This window comes from Amycolatopsis sp. WQ 127309, assembly GCF_023023025.1.
Classification (GTDB): domain Bacteria; phylum Actinomycetota; class Actinomycetes; order Mycobacteriales; family Pseudonocardiaceae; genus Amycolatopsis.
This window is the reverse complement of the sequence record NZ_CP095481.1, coordinates 2,131,530-2,148,209: the sequence shown is the minus strand read 5'-3', so window position 1 is coordinate 2,148,209 and position 16,680 is coordinate 2,131,530. Positions and strand designations below refer to the sequence as shown.

Sequence of the window (16,680 nt, the reverse complement as noted above, 5' to 3'; positions counted from 1 at the left end):
ACAGGAAGCCGACAGCTCTTCCACAGATTGGGTGAACCATGTCAGGAGTTGTCATGGTTCGGGGTGATCGTGAGGTCATGAGCACCGAATCGAACACCCTGTCCGGAAAGGTCGCGCTGGTCGCCGGCGGCACCCGCGGTGCGAGCCGGGCGATCGCGGTCGAGCTGGGCCGCGCGGGCGCCTTCGTCTACGTGACCGGCCGCAGCAGCGGCACCACGAAGTCCGAAGTGGACCGTCCGGAGACCATCGAAGAGACCGTCGAGCTGATCGAGCAGGCGGGAGGCCAGGCCGAGGCCGTCCGGGTCGACCACCTGGAGCCGGCGGAGGTCGCGGCGCTGGCGAAGCGGGTCGACGCCGCACACGGCGGCCTCGACATCCTGGTCGACGGCATCTGGGGCGGCGACCAGCACCTGGGCTGGGGCAAGCCGGTCTGGGAGCACGACCTGGACGCCGGCCTGCGCATGATCCGCCTGGGCATCGACGCGCACCTGATCACCGGCCACCACCTGCTGCCGCTGCTGATCCGCCGCCCGGGCGGCCTGGTCGTCGAGATGACCGACGGCACCGCGGAGTACAACGCGAACTACCGCGAGGGCACGTCGCTGCCGTTCTACGTCGCGAAGGCGTCGGCGCACCTGCTCGCGATCGGTGAAGCCGCGGAGCTGTCGGCGCACGAGTGCACGGCGGTCGCGTTCACGCCGGGTTACCTGCGCTCGGAGGCGATGCTGGACATCTACGGCGTCACGGAGGAGAACTGGCGCGACGCGCTGGAGAAGACCCCGCACTTCGCGATCTCGGAGTCCCCGACCTTCTGCGGCCGCACAGTGGTGGCCCTGGCCACGGACCCGGAGCGGCACCGGTGGGCCGGGCAGACGGTGAGCAGCGGCCAGCTGGCGCGGGAGTACGAAGTCGACGACACCGACGGCAGCCGCCCGGACGCGTGGCGCTACATGGTCGAGGTGGTCGACGCGGGCAAGGAGGCGGATACGACCGGCTACCGCTGACCGCGGCCCGGCCTGTGGACTACCCGCTGTTGCGGGCCGCGACCTCGGTGCCGATCGCCGCGAGCGCGGCCCGGATCTCCGGCGGCGTCACGACTTCCACGCCGGGGCTCAGTGCGACCAGCTGGCCGAGGCCGATCTCGGTGCTTTCCAGGGCCAGTTCGGCTTCGGCCCAGCCGTCGGCTGTCGGCTCGCCCAGCGCTATCACCGTGTGGGCCAGGTCTTCGGCGCCGAACACGCGTCGCAGGCCGCGTACCGCTGTCCGGTTCAGCCGGGCTGTCACCCGCAATGGGCGGTCCACCTGCTCGAACGTCGCCGATGCCGCGCGCCACCAGCCCGCCAGGTCGAAATCCGGTGGCCGCTCGAAGCGCGCTTCCAGCTCGGCGGCCGTCAGGATCCGGGAAACGCGGTACGTGCGGCGCGCGTCGTCGTCCGGCACGCCCGCGACCAGGTACCAGACGCCCGCCTTGAGCACGAGACCCAGCGGTTCGAGCACCCGATCGGCGACCTTGTCGCGGCGCCGGTAGCTGATCGCGATCCGCCGTTGCGCCCAGACCGCGCGGGCCACCGTCGCCAGCTCGGGTGAGGAGTCCGCGGCGCCGAACCAGCCCGGCGCGTCCAGGTGGAAGCGGCCCGCGACGAGCGCGGCCTGCTCGTGCAGCTCCGGCGGCATCCCCGCCGACACCTTGGCCCGCGCCGCGCTGCCCGCGGTGTCGAGGCCGAGCCCGGCCAGCGCCTCCGGCACGCCCAAGGCGAACAGCGCGACGGCTTCCCGCGCGGTCAAGCCGTCGAGGCCCGCGCGCCAGCCGTCGACCAGGCGGAAGCCGCCGTGCCGGCCCGGCTCCGTCCACAGTGGAACGCCGGCGTCCCGCAACGCCGTCAGGTCGCGGTGCATGGTGCGCTCGGAGACGCCCAGCTCCTCCGCGAGTTCAGCGGCGGTCGCGCTGCGCCGCCGTTGCAGCGTGAACAGCAGCGCGACCAGCCGCTCGGCCTTCACCGGTTGGCGCGGTTCACCGCCGAGACGACGGCGCGCAGCGACGCCGTGACGATCGACGGGTCGATCCCGATGCCCCAGAACACCCGGTCCGAGATCGCGCACTCGATGTACGACGCGGCGCGCGCGTCGTCGCCCGGCGAGAGCGTGTGCTCGGAGTAGTCCAGCAGGCGCAGGTCGAAGCCCACCGTCGAGAGCGCGTCGAAGAACGCCGCGATCGGCCCGTTGCCGCGGCCGGTGACCTCGTGCTCGTCACCTTCCACGCGCACCGTCGCGGTGATGTCGTACTCGCCGTCACCGTTGTCGCGGACGTGCTGGCGCACCAGCTCCAGCGGCGTCTTCAGCTCCAGGTACTCGGCCGAGAAGGCGTTGTACATCGTGGTCGGGTCGACCTCGCCGCCCTCGGTGTCGGTGTAGCGCTGGATGACCTTCGAGAACTCGATCTGCAGGCGCCGCGGCAGGTCGAGCTGGTGCTCGGCCTTCATGATGTAGGCGACGCCGCCCTTGCCGGACTGCGAGTTCACCCGGATCACGGCCTCGTACGTGCGGCCGACGTCCTTCGGGTCGATCGGCAGGTACGGTACCTCCCACGGGTACTCGTCGACCGGCACGCCCTGCTTGCCGGCGGCGTCCTTCAGCGCGTCGAGACCCTTGTTGATCGCGTCCTGGTGCGAGCCGGAGAACGCGGTGAACACCAGGTCGCCGCCCCAGGGCGAGCGCTCGGGCACCGGCAGCTGGTTGCAGTACTCGACCGTCCGCTTGATCTCGTCCATGTCCGAGAAGTCGATCTGCGGGTCGATGCCCTGGCTGTAGAGGTTCATGCCCAGCGCGACCAGGTCGACGTTGCCGGTGCGCTCGCCGTTGCCGAACAGGCAGCCCTCGATCCGGTCCGCGCCGGCCTGGTAGCCCAGCTCGGCGGCGGCGATGCCGGTGCCGCGGTCGTTGTGCGGGTGCAGCGACAGGATCACCGAGTCGCGACGCGCCAGGTTCCGGCTCATCCACTCGATCGAGTCGGCGTAGACGTTCGGCGTGGCCATCTCGACGGTCGCCGGCAGGTTCAGGATCACCGGCTTCTCCGGCGTCGGCTGCCAGATCTCGGTGACGGCGTTGCAGACCTCGAGCGCGTACGACAGCTCGGTGCCGGTGTAGGACTCCGGCGAGTACTGGAAGCGGAAGTCGGTGTCCGGCTGCTTCGCGGCCAGCTCGACGACCAGTTCCGCGGCCTGCGTCGCGATCTTCTTGATGCCTTCGCGCTCCTCGCGGAAGACCACGCGGCGCTGCAGGATCGACGTCGAGTTGTAGATGTGGACGATCGCGCGCGGCGCGCCTTCGAGGGACTGGAACGTCCGCTCGATCAGCTCGTGGCGGCACTGGGTCAGCACCTGGATGCTGACGTCGTCCGGGATGGCGCCTTCTTCGATGATCTCGCGGACGAAGTCGAAGTCGGTCTGCGACGCGGCCGGGAAGCCGACCTCGATCTCCTTGTAGCCCATGCGTACGAGCAGGTCGAAGAACTTGCGCTTGCGCGCGGGCGACATCGGGTCGATCAGGGCCTGGTTGCCGTCCCGCAGGTCGACGGCGCACCACAGCGGCGCGCGGTCGATGCGCTTGTCCGGCCAGGTGCGGTCGGGGACGTCGATGTTCTCGATCAGGTCGTACCAGGGGCGGTAGCGGTGCACCGGCATGGACGTGCCGCGCTGGGTGTTCCAGGCGGGCTGATCAGCGGGCGCGGTGCGAGAGGGTTTGCGGATGCGCGAACTCATGGAAAGGGTTCTCCTGAAAAACGGGTGCGGACGACCGGCACCACGAAGCCCCGCGACGGGGAGCCGGTCCGGTCAGGCCCCGTCGCGGCAGCGAAGCAGGAGAGCACGCGCCACGCCCCCACCATAACCATCGAGCCAGGCCGGGGGGAAGTGAGGTCGCGATCCAACCGTTACGTCATCATCCGCCATCCGAGTTACCAGCGGGTAGCAATCGGCCCAGTGCCGTGCGAAACTGCGGGCATGGCTGAACACGCAGAGTCGTCGGCGTCTTCGGAGGACACGGAGACGCGCGTCGCCCGCCGGGCACCCGTCGACTGGCGTCGCGCCGGGGGCAAGGTGGCCAACGCGGTGGCGTCGATCGTGCGCTGGGTGGGCTTGGTCTTCGCCGCGATCCTGGTGATCCACGTGATCTTCACGGTCGGCTCGGCCAACCCGGACAACGGCATCGTCTCGTTCGTCCACTCCTGGGCGGACGGCTTGGCGCTGGGCTTCAGCGACCTGTTCACACCCGCCGACGCCAAGCTGCGGGTCCTGGTGAACTTCGGCATCGCGGCGATCTTCTGGCTCGTGGTCTCGGGAATCCTGGCGAAGGTGATCCGCCGGGTGGGCGGCGGTTCCTGATCTCACGGTGATCACGATCGGCTGACCCGGGGCGCGACCTCGTAACGCAGTGTCGTCGCCAGGCGACATCAGCACGCCGGAAGGGGTGCTGATCATGTCCGTTTCACAGCCTGTCGCGACGGTGCCGAGTGCGGTCGTCCGCCTCGGGAGCCGTTGGTACTTCGTCGTCACCATCGCCACGATCGGGTTCTTCGCGTGGGTTCCGTTCGTGCACGCCGCCGTGCGGCTGGGCCGGAAGTCGCTCTACGTCAAGGCCGCCGTCTTCGGAGTGGCGGCCGCGCTCATGGGCGTGCTGATGTCCCTCGCCCCGAAGGACGCCGCGGGCAAGGTCGTGGGGTCGACCGGGAACCTGCTCACGTCGATCGCGGTGGTCCTCGGACTCGTCGTGGTCGCCGTCGGCTGCGTGCAGCAGGCCAAGCTGCGCCGCGAAATCCTGCGCCAGGTCCCCGGCGAGCGCCTCGACGGCCCCGATCCGGCGCTCGCCGCCGCGCTGGCCGCGCGTGATCGCCGCACCGAAGCCCGGAAGCTCGCCACCGAGGATCCGCTCATCGCGCGCGACCTGCGGGTCGGCCGTCCCGACCTGCCGCGGAACTACGACGACGGTGGCCTCGTCGATCTCAACAACGCGCCGGCGGACGTGATTGCGTCGGTTTGCGGGCTCGACGCCGCTACCGCCGAAGCCATCGTCGACATCAGGGCGACCGTGGGCGGGTTCGCCGCCGTCGACGACGTCGGCGCCGTGGTGCCCTTCGGGACGCTGGACCGCATCCGCGACCGGGCCGTGGTCCTGCCGGTCTAGAGCGCCGGGTTGCCCCACTTTTCGGTGAACGCGAACTCCTCCAGCGGGATCCGGACCCGGTCCGCCTTCTCGCGCTCGATCCGCCAGTCCTCCTCCAGGACCTCCGGGTGCGCCGGCGAACCGACCGCGATCGCCACCTTCGGGACCGCGTCCGCAGGCAGTGCGAACGTCGACTGGACCGCCTCCGCCGAGAAGCCCGCCATCTGGTGGGCGATCAGCCCCAGCTCCACCGCCTGCAGCACGAGGTTCTCCGAAGCCAGCCCGAGCCCGTACTCCGTGTAGGGGACGTCGCCCTTCGCGTTCGTCGTCACCATGACGCCGATCAGCAGGAGGCTCGCCCGCCGGGCCCACGCCTGGTTGCCCGAGTTGAGCGTCGCCAGGATCGCGTCGAACGCCGGCGTGCCGCGGACGCCCACCAGGTACCGCGCCGGCTGGGTGTTGCCGAACGACGGTGCCCAGCGGGCCGCCTCCAGGAGGGCTCGCAGCTGGTCCGGGGTGACGACGGCAGACGCGTCGTAGGCCCGCGGGCTCCAGCGCTCGGCCATCAGGGAGGCGATCGGGATGCTCGTCACAGCTGGTTTGCGCACGATCGAAAAGCTACAGCGGCGCGAAGCGCCTCCGCTGAGGGTGGTGGCGGGGGCATGGATGGAGGTTCCGAGGAGTGCGCTGCATCACTCGGAAGGAAGGGCTCCGCGCATTTCCTTGGTGTTACGGAAGATTTACTTCCGCGCTGCCCCGAGCCGGTGGCCGGCGCCACTCGATGGTGTGGCAGGCCGCTGAACCCCCGGTAGGCTCCTTCTCAACTATGGGACGCGGGGGCTCTCCGGTGCCCACCAGGGAGCAGACCCGGCCCGTCGAGGAGGTTCGGGCGTGGCCCTCGTGGTCCAGAAGTACGGCGGATCGTCGCTGGAAAGTGCCGACCGGATCAAGCGCGTCGCGGAACGGATCGTCGCCACCAAGAAGGCCGGCAACGACGTCGTCGTGGTCTGCTCGGCGATGGGTGACACCACCGACGAGCTGCTCGACCTGGCGCAGCAGGTCAACCCGGCGCCGCCGGAGCGGGAGATGGACATGCTGCTCACCGCGGGTGAGCGCATCTCGAACTCGCTGGTCGCCATGGCCATCGCGGCCCAGGGGGCCGAGGCGTGGTCGTTCACCGGTTCGCAGGCCGGCGTCGTCACGACGTCCGTGCACGGCAACGCGCGCATCATCGACGTCACGCCGAGCCGGGTCACCGAGGCCCTCGAGCAGGGCTACGTCGCGCTGGTGGCGGGGTTCCAGGGCGTCGCGCAGGACACCAAGGACATCACCACGCTGGGCCGCGGCGGTTCGGACACCACCGCCGTCGCACTGGCCGCCGCGCTGAACGCCGACGTCTGCGAGATCTACTCCGATGTGGACGGTGTGTACACCGCCGACCCGCGGGTGGTGCCGGACGCGCGCAAGCTCGACACCGTTACCTACGAAGAGATGCTTGAGCTGGCCGCGAGCGGGTCGAAGATCCTGCACCTGCGGTCGGTCGAGTACGCGCGCCGCTACGGCGTCCCGATCCGAGTCCGTTCTTCCTACAGTGACAAGCCGGGCACCACGGTGACCGGTTCTATCGAGGAGATCCCCGTGGAACAAGCGCTGATCACCGGTGTCGCGCACGACCGCTCCGAAGCCAAGATCACGGTCACCGGCGTACCGGACCACGCCGGTGCCGCGGCCCGGATCTTCCGCGTGATCGCCGACGCCGAGATCGACATCGACATGGTGCTGCAGAACGTGTCGAGCACCATCTCCGGCCGCACCGACATCACCTTCACGCTGTCGAAGGCCAACGGCGCCAAGGCCGTCAAGGAGCTGGAGAAGGTCAAGGCCGAGATCGGCTTCGAGTCCGTGCTCTACGACGACCACGTCGGCAAGGTCTCGCTGGTCGGCGCCGGGATGCGGTCGCACCCGGGTGTCACGGCGACGTTCTGCGAGGCGCTGGCCTCCTCCGGCGTCAACATCGAGATCATCAACACCTCGGAGATCCGCATCTCGGTGCTGATCAGGGACGCCCAGCTCGACGACGCCGTACGCGCGATCCACGCCGCGTTCGAGCTCGGTGGCGACGAAGAAGCTGTGGTCTACGCGGGGAGTGGTCGCTGATGGCGGACGGGCTGCGGGTCGGGGTGGTCGGCGCGACCGGCCAGGTCGGCGCGGTGATGCGCAAGCTGCTGGCGGAGCGGGAGTTCCCGATCGCCGGGCTCCGGTACTTCGCTTCGGCGCGCTCGGCGGGGTCGAAACTCCCGTGGCGCGACAGCGAAATCACGATCGAAGACGCGTCCACAGCGGACCCGTCCGGATTGGACATCGCGCTGTTCTCCGCGGGCGGCTCGACGTCGAAGGCGCAGGCGCCGCGGTTCGCCGACGCCGGCGTCACGGTGATCGACAACTCTTCGGCGTTCCGGATGGACCCGGACGTGCCGCTGGTCGTCAGCGAGGTCAACCCGGAGGCCATCAAGGAAGCGCGGAAGGGGATCATCGCGAACCCCAACTGCACGACCATGGCCGCGATGCCGGTGCTCAAGCCGCTGCACGACGAGGCGGGCCTGGTCCGGCTGGTCGCGTCGACCTACCAGGCGGTGTCCGGCAGCGGGCTGGCCGGCGTCGACGAGCTGGCCGGTCAGGTTCGCGCCGGAGCGGAGCACGCGGCGCTGCTGACGCACGACGGCGCGGCGATCGCCTTCCCCGCGCCGAACAAGTACGTCCGTCCGATCGCGTTCAACGTCCTGCCGATGGCGGGGTCCATTGTGGACGACGGTGAGCTCGAGACGGACGAGGAGAAGAAGTTCCGCAACGAGAGCCGCAAGATCCTGAGCATCCCGGGGCTGGGCGTGTCCTGCACCTGCGTGCGGGTCCCGGTGTTCTCGGGGCACTCGATCTCGGTCAACGCGGAGTTCGCGCAGCCGCTGACGGTCGAGCGCGCGACGCAGCTGCTGGCCCACGCGCCGGGCGTCGAGCTGTCCGACATCCCGACCCCGCTGCAGGCGGCGGGCAACGACCCGAGCTACGTCGGCCGCATCCGCGTCGACCAGGGCGTCGGCGGCGGCCGCGGGCTCGCGTTGTTCATCGCGAACGACAACCTGCGCAAGGGCGCGGCGCTGAACGCGGTGCAGATCGCGGAGCTGATCGCGCAGCAGTAGGTCCGACGTCGAAGGCCCCCTCGGTCGTCGAGGGGGCCTTCACGCGTCCCGGGCCGCGTTCCGGCAAGCCCGCGCGCGCAGGGTCGCGAACTGCTTCACCGGGTTCGCGGACCGCTTGACGTCGGTGTCGAAGTTCCAGACGTAGCCGTCGGCGTGCCCGCCGAGCCGCCGGAACTGGGCGACGGCTTCGTCGTGACGGCCGTTGTGGTGCAGAGCGTAGATCGCGTAGCCGCGGTCTTCCCGGGTAGCGGGGTGCTCGGCGCCTTCGCCGTCCAACCAGGGCAGGGCCGCGTCGAGGGCGTCCCGGACGTAGCGGCTTCGCCAGATCGGGTTGCCCTCCATGGCCATTTCGAAGGCCGCGTGCAGAGGCAGTGGCGTCAGCGACGGCGCGAAAGCCGCAGCACCGGCGGCGAAATCGAGCAGGCGCTCTTCGGTGCCGTGCCACTTCGGGCACCAGTACTGCAGCGCGCGGTTGTGGCCGAGGCGGTGGGCAGGCGCGCGGACGAGCAGACCCGACCAGATCCCGTCGAAGGGCTGGTACCGGACTTCGAGCCCCATGCAGATGGTGACGAGGGTCGCCCAGGGTGTCGGATCCGTTCCGGCGAGTTCGGCCGCCTTCCAGGCGGTGTCGCGGGCGTATTCCAGCAGTTGGTAGAAGGGCACGAACTGCTGCCGGTCGGTGTGCCGGGCGCCGGCGTTGCCCCGCCGCTGCCAGGCCAGGGCGACGAACGTCTGCGCCTGCACGACAACGGCGTCGGGATCGTCTTCCCGCTCGGCGAGCCAGTCCCGCAGCCATTGGCGTTCGGTGGTGGCCGTCTTGGCGAGGGCGTCGACGACGGCGGTGCGCCGGTCCCAGTCACCGTTCAGGGTGGCGACGAGGGTGGCCGCGGGGTGCCAGTCACCGGCGAGGGCGGCGGAGACGGCGGCGGCGAGACCGGGCTCGTCGAAGTGCGGCTCGGCGCTGAGCCCGGCGTCCGGAACCATCCCCCGGGCAGCGGCCGCGGGGCCGGGTAGCAGGCCCATGTCCGTTCTCCTCCACAGTGGACGATCGGAAATCGCCTTGTCCGATTCCCCGTCAGGGGGGATTCTAAGTCCCGAAACCATTTCCAGGGGAGGAAATCATGTACACGGCTGTCGACGGTGCCCGCGTGCCGATTCGGATGTGGGCTGATCCCGCGTCCGTCGAAGAGCAGGCCATGCGGCAGCTGCACAACGTCGCGAACCTGCCGTGGGTGCACGGGGTCGCCGTGATGCCCGACGTGCACTACGGCAAGGGGGCGACCGTCGGCAGTGTCATCGCCATGCGTGACGCCGTTTCGCCCGCCGCGGTCGGCGTGGACATCGGGTGCGGGATGAGCGCGGTGCGGACGTCGCTGACCGCGGCCGACCTGCCCGACGACCTCGGGAAGCTGCGCCGTCGCATCGAAAACGCCGTGCCGGTCGGGTTCGGGTTGCACAAGACGCCCGTGAACCCGGCGAAGGTGCACGGCGTCGGTGGCTGGGACGCCTTCTGGAAGGGCTTCGGCGAGCTGCACACCGGCGTCCAAGAGCTGCACGACCGGGCCGCGCGGCAGATCGGGAGCCTCGGTGGCGGGAACCACTTCATCGAGGTCTGCCTCGAAGAAGGTGTCGGCCGCGTCTGGCTGATGCTGCACTCGGGGTCGCGCAACATCGGCAAGGAGCTCGCGGAACGGCACATGGCCGTCGCGCGGAAGCTGCCGCACAACGCCGACCTGCCCGACCGGGACCTCGCGGTGTTCGTCGCGGGCACCCCGGAGATGCAGGCGTACCGGCGTGACCTGTTCTGGGCGCAGGACTACGCGGCGCGCAACCGCGCCACGATGGTCGCGCTGGTGAAGCTGGCGCTGGCGGACGTCGTGCCGGGCACGACCTTCGACGACGCGATCTCGTGCCACCACAACTACGTCGCCGAAGAGACCTACGACGGCGTCGAGCTGCTCGTCACCCGCAAGGGCGCGATCCGCGCCGGCTCGGGTGACCTGGGGATCATCCCGGGCAGCATGGGGACCGGTTCGTACATCGTCCGCGGGCTCGGCAACCAGTCGTCGTTCCAGTCGGCGTCGCACGGCGCCGGCCGCCGGATGTCGCGGACCAAGGCGAAGAAGCTCTACACCGCGGACGACCTGGCGGCGCAGACGGCGGGCGTCGAATGCCGCAAGGACTCGGGTGTCGTCGACGAGATCCCGGCGGCGTACAAGGACATCGACTCGGTCATCAAGGCCCAGACCGACCTGGTCGAGGTCGTCGCCCACCTCAAGCAGGTGGTCTGCGTCAAGGGCTGAGCGGTACCTTGGGTGATATGACAAGTTGGGGGAGGACGGCCGCGTTGCTGGCCGGGGCCGCACTGCTGCTGAGCGGGTGCGATCAGGTCAGCGACGCGGTCGACCAGGGCAGCAAGACCGCGGACAAGGTCGGCGCCTGCGCCGAGGCGCTCGGGCTGGCGGACCTGAATCCGCTCGTCGACCCGCAGCGGCTCAAGGAGCGGGCCGCGGACAAGGCGCAGCGGCTGCGCGCGCTGGCCGGGAACGTCGGCGACCAGGACGTCAAGAACGCGCTCCTCGGCATGGCGGACTCCTACGTCGAGGTGCAGAAGGAACGCATCGAGGACGCCGGCGTCGTGGCCCGGTGGGCCAAGCGCAACGTCGGCAAGCTCGACGCGCTGCGCACCGCCTGCAGCTGACGGCGTCAGCAGGTCTCGGCGAGCGCGGGTACCGGCGCCGGTTCGGGCCTGCGGGGCCGGCGTAGGCCGACCAGGCCCGCCGACGCGATCACCAGCCCGCCGATGCCGGCCGCGGCGAAGCCCCAGGCCGGGCTCGAGTGGTCGATCGCGAAGCCGACCACCGGGCTGCCCGCCGCGAGACCGAGCCGGGTGAACCCGTCCATCAGCCCCATCGCCTCGCCGCGCACCCGCGGCGGCGCGAGCCGGCTGACCGTCTCGGTGGTCGCGGCCAGCGTCGGCGCGCAGAGCAGGTTCGTCGGGATCAGCACGAGCGTCAGCAGCCACCACGGCTGTTCGGCGAGCCCCACGGGCACTACCAGCAGCGCGAGCAGCAGCATCAGCACGCCCTGGGGCAGCGACCGCTTCACCGAGCCGTGCACGATGCCGCCGGTGATCGACGCGGCGCACATCACCGCGATCACCAGCCCGGTCACACCGATGTCGCCGTGCGCGCGCAGGGTCGCGAGTGTCGCCAGCTCGGTGCCGACGAGCACGAACAACGCGCCCGCGGCGACCATCAGCGTGCCCACCAGCCTGCCGGTCAGCCAGCTGCGCAGCGGCGGCCGGGCGGTGGCCACCCCCTGTTCGGCGGCGTCGCGGATCGGCGGGTTCACCAGCCAGATCAGGAACGCCGTGCCGCCGAAGAGCACGCCGAGCGCGCTCAGCGTCCACGTCGGTGAGAACGCGGTGATCGCTGCGATCCCGGCTGCAGGGCCGATCATGAACGTCGCCTCGATCGAGATGGTGTCCAGCGAGTACGCCGCCCGGCGCTCCTCGACCGGGACGAGCGTGGCCAGCACCTGCCGGGCCAGCGAGCCCGCGGGCACCGAGAGCATCCCGGCCGGGACGGCGACCGCGGCGAGCGCTTCGAACGGCAGGTGCGGCGCGAGGATCCAGAACGCCGTGGTGCCGGTGCCGCAGACGGCGACGATCGGGCGCAGCCCGTACTTGTCGAAGGCCCGGCCGAGCAGCGGCGCCCCGAGGGCCATCCCGAGCGTGACGCCGGCGCCGACCAGCCCGGCGGCGCCGTAGCCGCGGCCGAGCCCGGTGACGACGTACAGCGTCAGCAGGACGCCGTTCATGGTCATCGGCAGCCGGGCCAGGAACATCATGGCCATCGTCGAGGGGACGCGGGGGACGGAGAGCACCCGGCGGTAGGGCTGCAGAGGCACGCCTCGATGAGAACCCAAGGTGGTACGCGCGTGCAACTTATTTCTCGGACCTGGCGCCCGGACATCGTGAGAGCTACTCTCATTTGGTAGTCACTACCAAATGGGGGTCACTATGAATCAGCTGTATCCACGCAGGTGGTGGGCGCTCGGGGCGCTCGCGGTGAGCCTGCTGACCGTCGGCCTGGACCTGACTGTGCTGAACGTCGCCGTACCGACGCTGGCCGTCGACCTCGGCGCCACGACCACGCAGCTGCAGTGGTTCGGCAACGCCTACACGCTGGCGCTGGCCGCGCTGCTGCTGCCGGCGGGCCTGCTCGGTGACCGGTTCGGCCCGAAGAAGCTGCTGCTCGGCGCGCTCGCGGTGTTCGGGCCGGCGTCACTCTGGTGCGCCTACGCCGGCTCACCCGGCGAGCTGATCGCCGCCCGGGTCCTGCTGGGCGTGGGCGCCGCGTTCCTGATCCCGCTGTCGCTCTCGCTGCTAAACATCCTCTTCCCGCCGGAGGAACGGGCGCGGGCGCTGACGACCTGGGTGCTGGCGACGTTCGTCGGCATCCCGCTCGGCCCGCTGCTCGGCGGCTGGCTGCTCGACCACTTCGCCTGGGGCTCGGTGTTCCTGATCAACGTCCCGCTGACGGTCGTCGGCCTGGTCGCGGTGCTGTTGCTGGTGCCGCTCACCCGCGGCTCCGGCCGGGGCGGGATCGACTACCCGGGCATCGCGCTGTCGGCGGCCGGGCTCGTCGCGCTCACCTACGGCTTCGTCCACGCGGGCGAGCACGGCTGGGCCGACCCGGTGACGTACGGGCTGCTCGGGCTCGGCGCCGTCCTGCTCGCGGTGTTCGTCCGGGAGCAGACGCGGGTGGCCGCGCCGCTCGCCGACCTCGCGCTGTTCCGGGAGCCGCGGTTCGTCTGGGGCGCGGTGCTCGCGACCGTCGCGTCGTTCGCGTTGATGGGCCTGCTGTTCGTGCTGCCGCAGCTGTTCCAGGCGGTGCAGGGCGCCGACGCGCTGCAGACCGGAGTGCGGCTGCTGCCGCTGATCGGCGGGATGCTGGTCTCGGCGAAGATCGCCGAACGGCTGGTCGCCGCGTCCGGCGTCCGCGTGGTCGTCACCGGCGGGTTCGTGCTGCTCGCGGCGGGGCTGGGCTGGGGTGCGACGGCGCCGGCCGCGGCCGGGTACGGCCTGACGATCGGCTGGGAGAGCGTCATCGGCCTCGGCACCGGGTGCACCCTGCCGCCGCTGATGTCGATGGCGATGGGCGCGCTGACCGAGGGCCGCTCGGGCGCGGGTTCGGCGTTGATCCAGGTGCTGCGCCAGGTCAGCGGCACCATCGGCGTCGCGGTGCTCGGCACGGTCCTCAACGGCGTTTACCGCGACGGCGTCGTCGTCGCGGGGCTGCCCGCGCCGGTGGCCGACGCGGCCCGCGGGAGCGCGTCCGCCGCGGTCGCCGTCGCGGCGAAGCTGCACCTGCCCGGGCTGGCCGATTCCGCACGGGCGGCGTTCGCCGACGGCATGGCCGCGACGCTGTGGGTCTGCGCCGGGCTCGGCGTGGCCGGCGCGCTGCTGGCGGCGCTCTTCCTGCCCGGCCGCGCGGCCGCCGGGACCGAGCCGCGAGAATCGGAGCATGACGTCGTCGCCGGCTGAGCCCACGGGGTTGCGAGAGCGCAAGAAGGCCAAGACGCGGGCCGCGATCCAGCGGCACGCGTTGCGGCTGTTCCGGGAGCAGGGCTACACGGCCACGACGGTCGACCAGATCGCGGCCGCGGCGGAGATCTCGCCGAGCACCTTCTTCCGGTACTTCCCGACGAAGGAGGCGACGGTCCTCTACGACGCCCTCGACCCGATGATGGTCGAGGCCGCGCTGGCCCAGCCGCCCGAGCTGAGCTTGATCGGCGCGCTGCGGGCGACGTTGCGCGACGTCTACGAGGCACTGCCGGAGGACGCCTGGCAGGACGAGCGCGAGCGGCAGCTGCTGGTGTTCAACGAGCCGGAGCTGCGTGCCCCGATGCTGGAGCAGTACGGCGCCGGCATCGACCTGCTCGCCGACCTCGCGGCCCGCCGCGCCGGCCGGTCCGCGACCGACTTCGAGGTGCGCAACTGGGCGGGCGCCGTGGTCGGCGTCGTGCTCGCGGCGTTCTACACCGCAGGCGGCGACCCGGACCTGCTCCTGAACTCGCTCGACGAGGCCTTCGCGCACCTGGAGGCGGGCCTCCCGCTCTGAAGCATTTTCCGGTTCGTGCTCCCACCACGGGGAACGCGGTTTTCGGCGCACCTTGTGGGTGGCGGTGCGAGCGTGCGGGCCGCCCTTCTGGAGCAGTTGCGACACGCGGTCCCACGGAGTGATGAAGCCAATTGATCACCAGTTGCACCCGGATGAGTGGCCGAACTGTTCCATAGTGGACGGCCGTGACCCGTGGTGGCGAACGGGATCGTCTCGGATGATCTTCAGGGGTATTGGCAAGGTTTCGGCGTTAATCAATTGCGGGTGAGTTCGCCGTTTCCGCATCCGGCACGTAAGGGTAGGAAAACGTCACCAACCGGTGAGAGGGTGGCTTATCTCCGATACGGCGGGTATCGCTTTAACCCGTCAGGTCTCCCGAGGCCAGGAGGTAAAGGTATGAAAGGCAAGTTCGGGCGGTCCATCGCCCTGGTAGCCGCCGGCAGTCTGCTGGCTGTCGCGACGGCGGGCATCGCTTCGGCGAGCCCGGACGGGGGCAAGGGTTCCTCCAGCACCCAGGCCCTCGCCGCGCAGGTGCTGCAGATGCGTGACGACCTGACCAAGGTGGCTTACGCGGGCAACGTCGGCGCGACCCGGTCCGACCTGGGGCAGATGAGCCCGGTGATGTCGGACATCGCCGCCGGGAAGCGCTACACGATCCAGACCGACACCCAGCAGCTCGCCGGGCTGGCCAAGGGCCGCGCGGACGAGTCCGTCCGGCTGCTGACCGACCCGACGGCCAAGGCGCGCCAGCTGCCGCCGTTGCCGCTGCCGATCCCTTCGCTGCCGGACCTGCCGGGACCGCTGAAGATCGTCAGTGACCTGGTGAAAGCACTGCTGGGCGCGGTAACGGGCATTCTCGGCGGCCTGCTCGGCGGGCTCCCGGTGCCGCCGTTGCCGCTGCCGGTACCGCCACTGCCCGCGGGCTGAGCCATCGGAGGAACAGGGGGACCCGGAGCCCGGCGGCGGACATTCCTCCGCGCCGGGCTCCGGGTCGTTTCCCGGGGCGCCGGTCAGTCCTCAGTGGACTGATCCGGCCCCGCGTCAGTCGCGAATGGACAGACCCTGGCGCAACGCTCCCGCCGTCTCGGCGAGGGCTTCGCGGAACCTCGTGCCCACGCCCGTGAAGTTGATGAACCCGTGGATCAGGTCCTCGTGCCGGCGCAACGCCACCTCGACCCCGGCGTCGGCGAGCTTCTTCGCGTACGCCTCGCCTTCGTCGCGCAGCGGGTCGAAGCCCGCCGTCACGACCAGGGCCGGCGGGAGGCCGCTCAGGTCGTCCGCGCGCAGCGGGGAGAGGCGCGGGTCGGTCAGGTCGCTGCCCTTCGGCACGTAATGGCCTTCGAACCACTTCATGTGCGCGTCGGTCAGGAACAGGTTCTCGGCGAACAGGTCCTGCGAGCGGTAGCGCTGCGCGAAGTCGGTGGCCGGGTAGATCAGCAGCTGGAACGCCGGCGCCGGGCCACCGCGCTTGACGGCCTGCTGGGCCGTCACCGCGGCGAGGTTGCCGCCCGCGCTGTCGCCGCCGACCGCGATGCGGGCCGGGTCGGCGCCGAGGTCGCCCGCCTTGGCGTGCGCGAAGTCGAACGCGGCCAGCGCGTCGTCGGCGGCCGCCGGGAACGGGAACTCCGGGGCCAGCCGGTACTCGATCGACAGCACCCGCACCCCGGCGTGCTTGGCCAGGAAGCGGACGGCGTTGTCGTGGCTGGCGCGGGTACCGATCACCCAGCCGCCGCCGTGGAAGAACACCAGCAGCGGCGACTTCTCCGGCAGCCCGACCGGCGTGTAGAGCGTCGCCGGGAGATCGCCGTCCGGGGTCGGCACGGAGAGTTCGCGCACCGAGACGGGCTCGATCGACTTGCCGCTCACCAGGTGCCGGCCGACGTCGAGCAGGGCGCGGGAGCTGTCGACCGAACCTTGGACCAGCTCCGCGCCGGAGAGCTTCTGCAGCCGCAGCAGCAGCTGGGCGTCGAGGGCGAGGTCTTGGCCGTCGAGGCGCACCGGGCGCCCGGCCACCGCCCGCCGGACCGGCTCGGGTAGCCAGAACACGAGCTGGGACGCGGCGGCCTGGACGCGGACCGGGAGCGGGATCGCCATCGTTGCCTCCTGTGCATCGGTGCCGCCCAGATGTTACTTGCCAGTAGGTAGCTGGTCCAGTGGGCCACCGGCTGTGACCTGGACCTCCGTCCCAAAGTCTGGTCCTC

At 70.8% G+C, this 16,680-nt stretch carries 16 protein-coding genes; 10 read left to right on the top strand and 6 right to left on the bottom strand.

From position 1 onward, the window contains the following. Positions 1–77 precede the first annotated feature (77 nt). On the top strand, positions 78–1,004 hold the full coding sequence (locus tag MUY22_RS09625) for an SDR family oxidoreductase (protein WP_247058923.1): 927 nt from the start codon (positions 78–80) through the stop codon (positions 1,002–1,004). Positions 1,005–1,023: 19 nt separating this feature from the next. Here the strand turns inward: MUY22_RS09625 and MUY22_RS09620 are convergent, their stop codons facing one another. Together MUY22_RS09620 and leuA are read right to left on the bottom strand one after the other, a co-directional pair. Beyond that, a complete protein-coding gene (locus tag MUY22_RS09620; protein ID WP_247058922.1) occupies positions 1,024–1,998 on the bottom strand; it encodes a YafY family protein in 975 nt (324 codons plus the stop codon). Continuing rightward, positions 1,995–3,758, bottom strand: coding sequence for a 2-isopropylmalate synthase (gene leuA, locus MUY22_RS09615; protein ID WP_247058921.1), 1,764 nt, complete (start codon positions 3,756–3,758; stop codon positions 1,995–1,997). The genes MUY22_RS09620 and leuA overlap by 4 nt, the downstream gene beginning before the upstream one ends. 240 nt (positions 3,759–3,998) lie before the next feature. Between leuA and MUY22_RS09610 the strand changes: the two genes are divergently transcribed. Together MUY22_RS09610 and MUY22_RS09605 are read left to right on the top strand one after the other, a co-directional pair. Beyond that, complete coding sequence (locus MUY22_RS09610; protein WP_247058920.1) at positions 3,999–4,379, top strand: hypothetical protein; 381 nt, start codon at positions 3,999–4,001, stop codon at positions 4,377–4,379. A 94-nt stretch (positions 4,380–4,473) separates the two neighbouring features. Next, the gene (locus MUY22_RS09605; protein WP_247058919.1) at positions 4,474–5,178 is read left to right on the top strand and encodes a helix-hairpin-helix domain-containing protein; all 705 of its coding nucleotides are present in this window, start codon (positions 4,474–4,476) and stop codon (positions 5,176–5,178) included. On the opposite strand, the gene MUY22_RS09600 is transcribed toward MUY22_RS09605, so the two are convergent. Then, the gene (locus MUY22_RS09600) at positions 5,175–5,765 is read right to left on the bottom strand and encodes a nitroreductase family protein (protein ID WP_247058918.1); all 591 of its coding nucleotides are present in this window, start codon (positions 5,763–5,765) and stop codon (positions 5,175–5,177) included. The two genes, MUY22_RS09605 and MUY22_RS09600, sit on opposite strands and share 4 nt — an antisense overlap. A gap of 283 nt (positions 5,766–6,048) precedes the next feature. Here MUY22_RS09600 and MUY22_RS09595 point away from each other — a divergent pair, with 283 nt between their 5' ends. Both MUY22_RS09595 and MUY22_RS09590 read left to right on the top strand, forming a co-directional pair. Continuing rightward, positions 6,049–7,314 carry an aspartate kinase gene (locus tag MUY22_RS09595; RefSeq protein ID WP_247058917.1) on the top strand — a complete coding sequence of 422 codons (1,266 nt, stop codon included), beginning with the start codon at positions 6,049–6,051 and terminating at the stop codon, positions 7,312–7,314. Continuing rightward, positions 7,314–8,351, top strand: coding sequence for an aspartate-semialdehyde dehydrogenase (locus tag MUY22_RS09590; RefSeq protein WP_247058916.1), 1,038 nt, complete (start codon positions 7,314–7,316; stop codon positions 8,349–8,351). The genes MUY22_RS09595 and MUY22_RS09590 overlap by 1 nt, the downstream gene beginning before the upstream one ends. Positions 8,352–8,390: 39 nt before the next feature. Here MUY22_RS09590 and MUY22_RS09585 read toward each other — a convergent pair whose 3' ends face one another. After that, positions 8,391–9,374 carry a DUF4034 domain-containing protein gene (locus MUY22_RS09585; protein WP_247058915.1) on the bottom strand — a complete coding sequence of 328 codons (984 nt, stop codon included), beginning with the start codon at positions 9,372–9,374 and terminating at the stop codon, positions 8,391–8,393. A 98-nt stretch (positions 9,375–9,472) separates the two neighbouring features. Between MUY22_RS09585 and MUY22_RS09580 the strand changes: the two genes are divergently transcribed. Both MUY22_RS09580 and MUY22_RS09575 read left to right on the top strand, forming a co-directional pair. Further along, a complete protein-coding gene (locus MUY22_RS09580) occupies positions 9,473–10,654 on the top strand; it encodes an RtcB family protein (protein ID WP_247058914.1) in 1,182 nt (393 codons plus the stop codon). 17 nt (positions 10,655–10,671) lie between these two features. Beyond that, a complete protein-coding gene (locus MUY22_RS09575) occupies positions 10,672–11,052 on the top strand; it encodes a hypothetical protein (protein ID WP_247058913.1) in 381 nt (126 codons plus the stop codon). 5 nt (positions 11,053–11,057) lie between these two features. Here MUY22_RS09575 and MUY22_RS09570 read toward each other — a convergent pair whose 3' ends face one another. After that, positions 11,058–12,200 carry an MFS transporter gene (locus tag MUY22_RS09570; protein WP_247063778.1) on the bottom strand — a complete coding sequence of 381 codons (1,143 nt, stop codon included), beginning with the start codon at positions 12,198–12,200 and terminating at the stop codon, positions 11,058–11,060. Positions 12,201–12,423: 223 nt separating this feature from the next. Here MUY22_RS09570 and MUY22_RS09565 point away from each other — a divergent pair, with 223 nt between their 5' ends. From MUY22_RS09565 to MUY22_RS09555, 3 genes are all read left to right on the top strand, one after another. Continuing rightward, positions 12,424–13,902 carry a DHA2 family efflux MFS transporter permease subunit gene (locus tag MUY22_RS09565; RefSeq protein ID WP_247058912.1) on the top strand — a complete coding sequence of 493 codons (1,479 nt, stop codon included), beginning with the start codon at positions 12,424–12,426 and terminating at the stop codon, positions 13,900–13,902. Further along, on the top strand, positions 13,883–14,479 hold the full coding sequence (locus MUY22_RS09560; protein WP_247058911.1) for a TetR family transcriptional regulator: 597 nt from the start codon (positions 13,883–13,885) through the stop codon (positions 14,477–14,479). The genes MUY22_RS09565 and MUY22_RS09560 overlap by 20 nt, the downstream gene beginning before the upstream one ends. A 396-nt stretch (positions 14,480–14,875) precedes the next feature. After that, positions 14,876–15,406, top strand: coding sequence for a hypothetical protein (locus MUY22_RS09555; protein ID WP_247058910.1), 531 nt, complete (start codon positions 14,876–14,878; stop codon positions 15,404–15,406). A 114-nt stretch (positions 15,407–15,520) separates the two neighbouring features. Here MUY22_RS09555 and MUY22_RS09550 read toward each other — a convergent pair whose 3' ends face one another. Then, positions 15,521–16,573, bottom strand: coding sequence for an alpha/beta hydrolase (locus MUY22_RS09550; protein WP_247058909.1), 1,053 nt, complete (start codon positions 16,571–16,573; stop codon positions 15,521–15,523). Between the last annotated feature and the right edge of the window lie 107 nt (positions 16,574–16,680).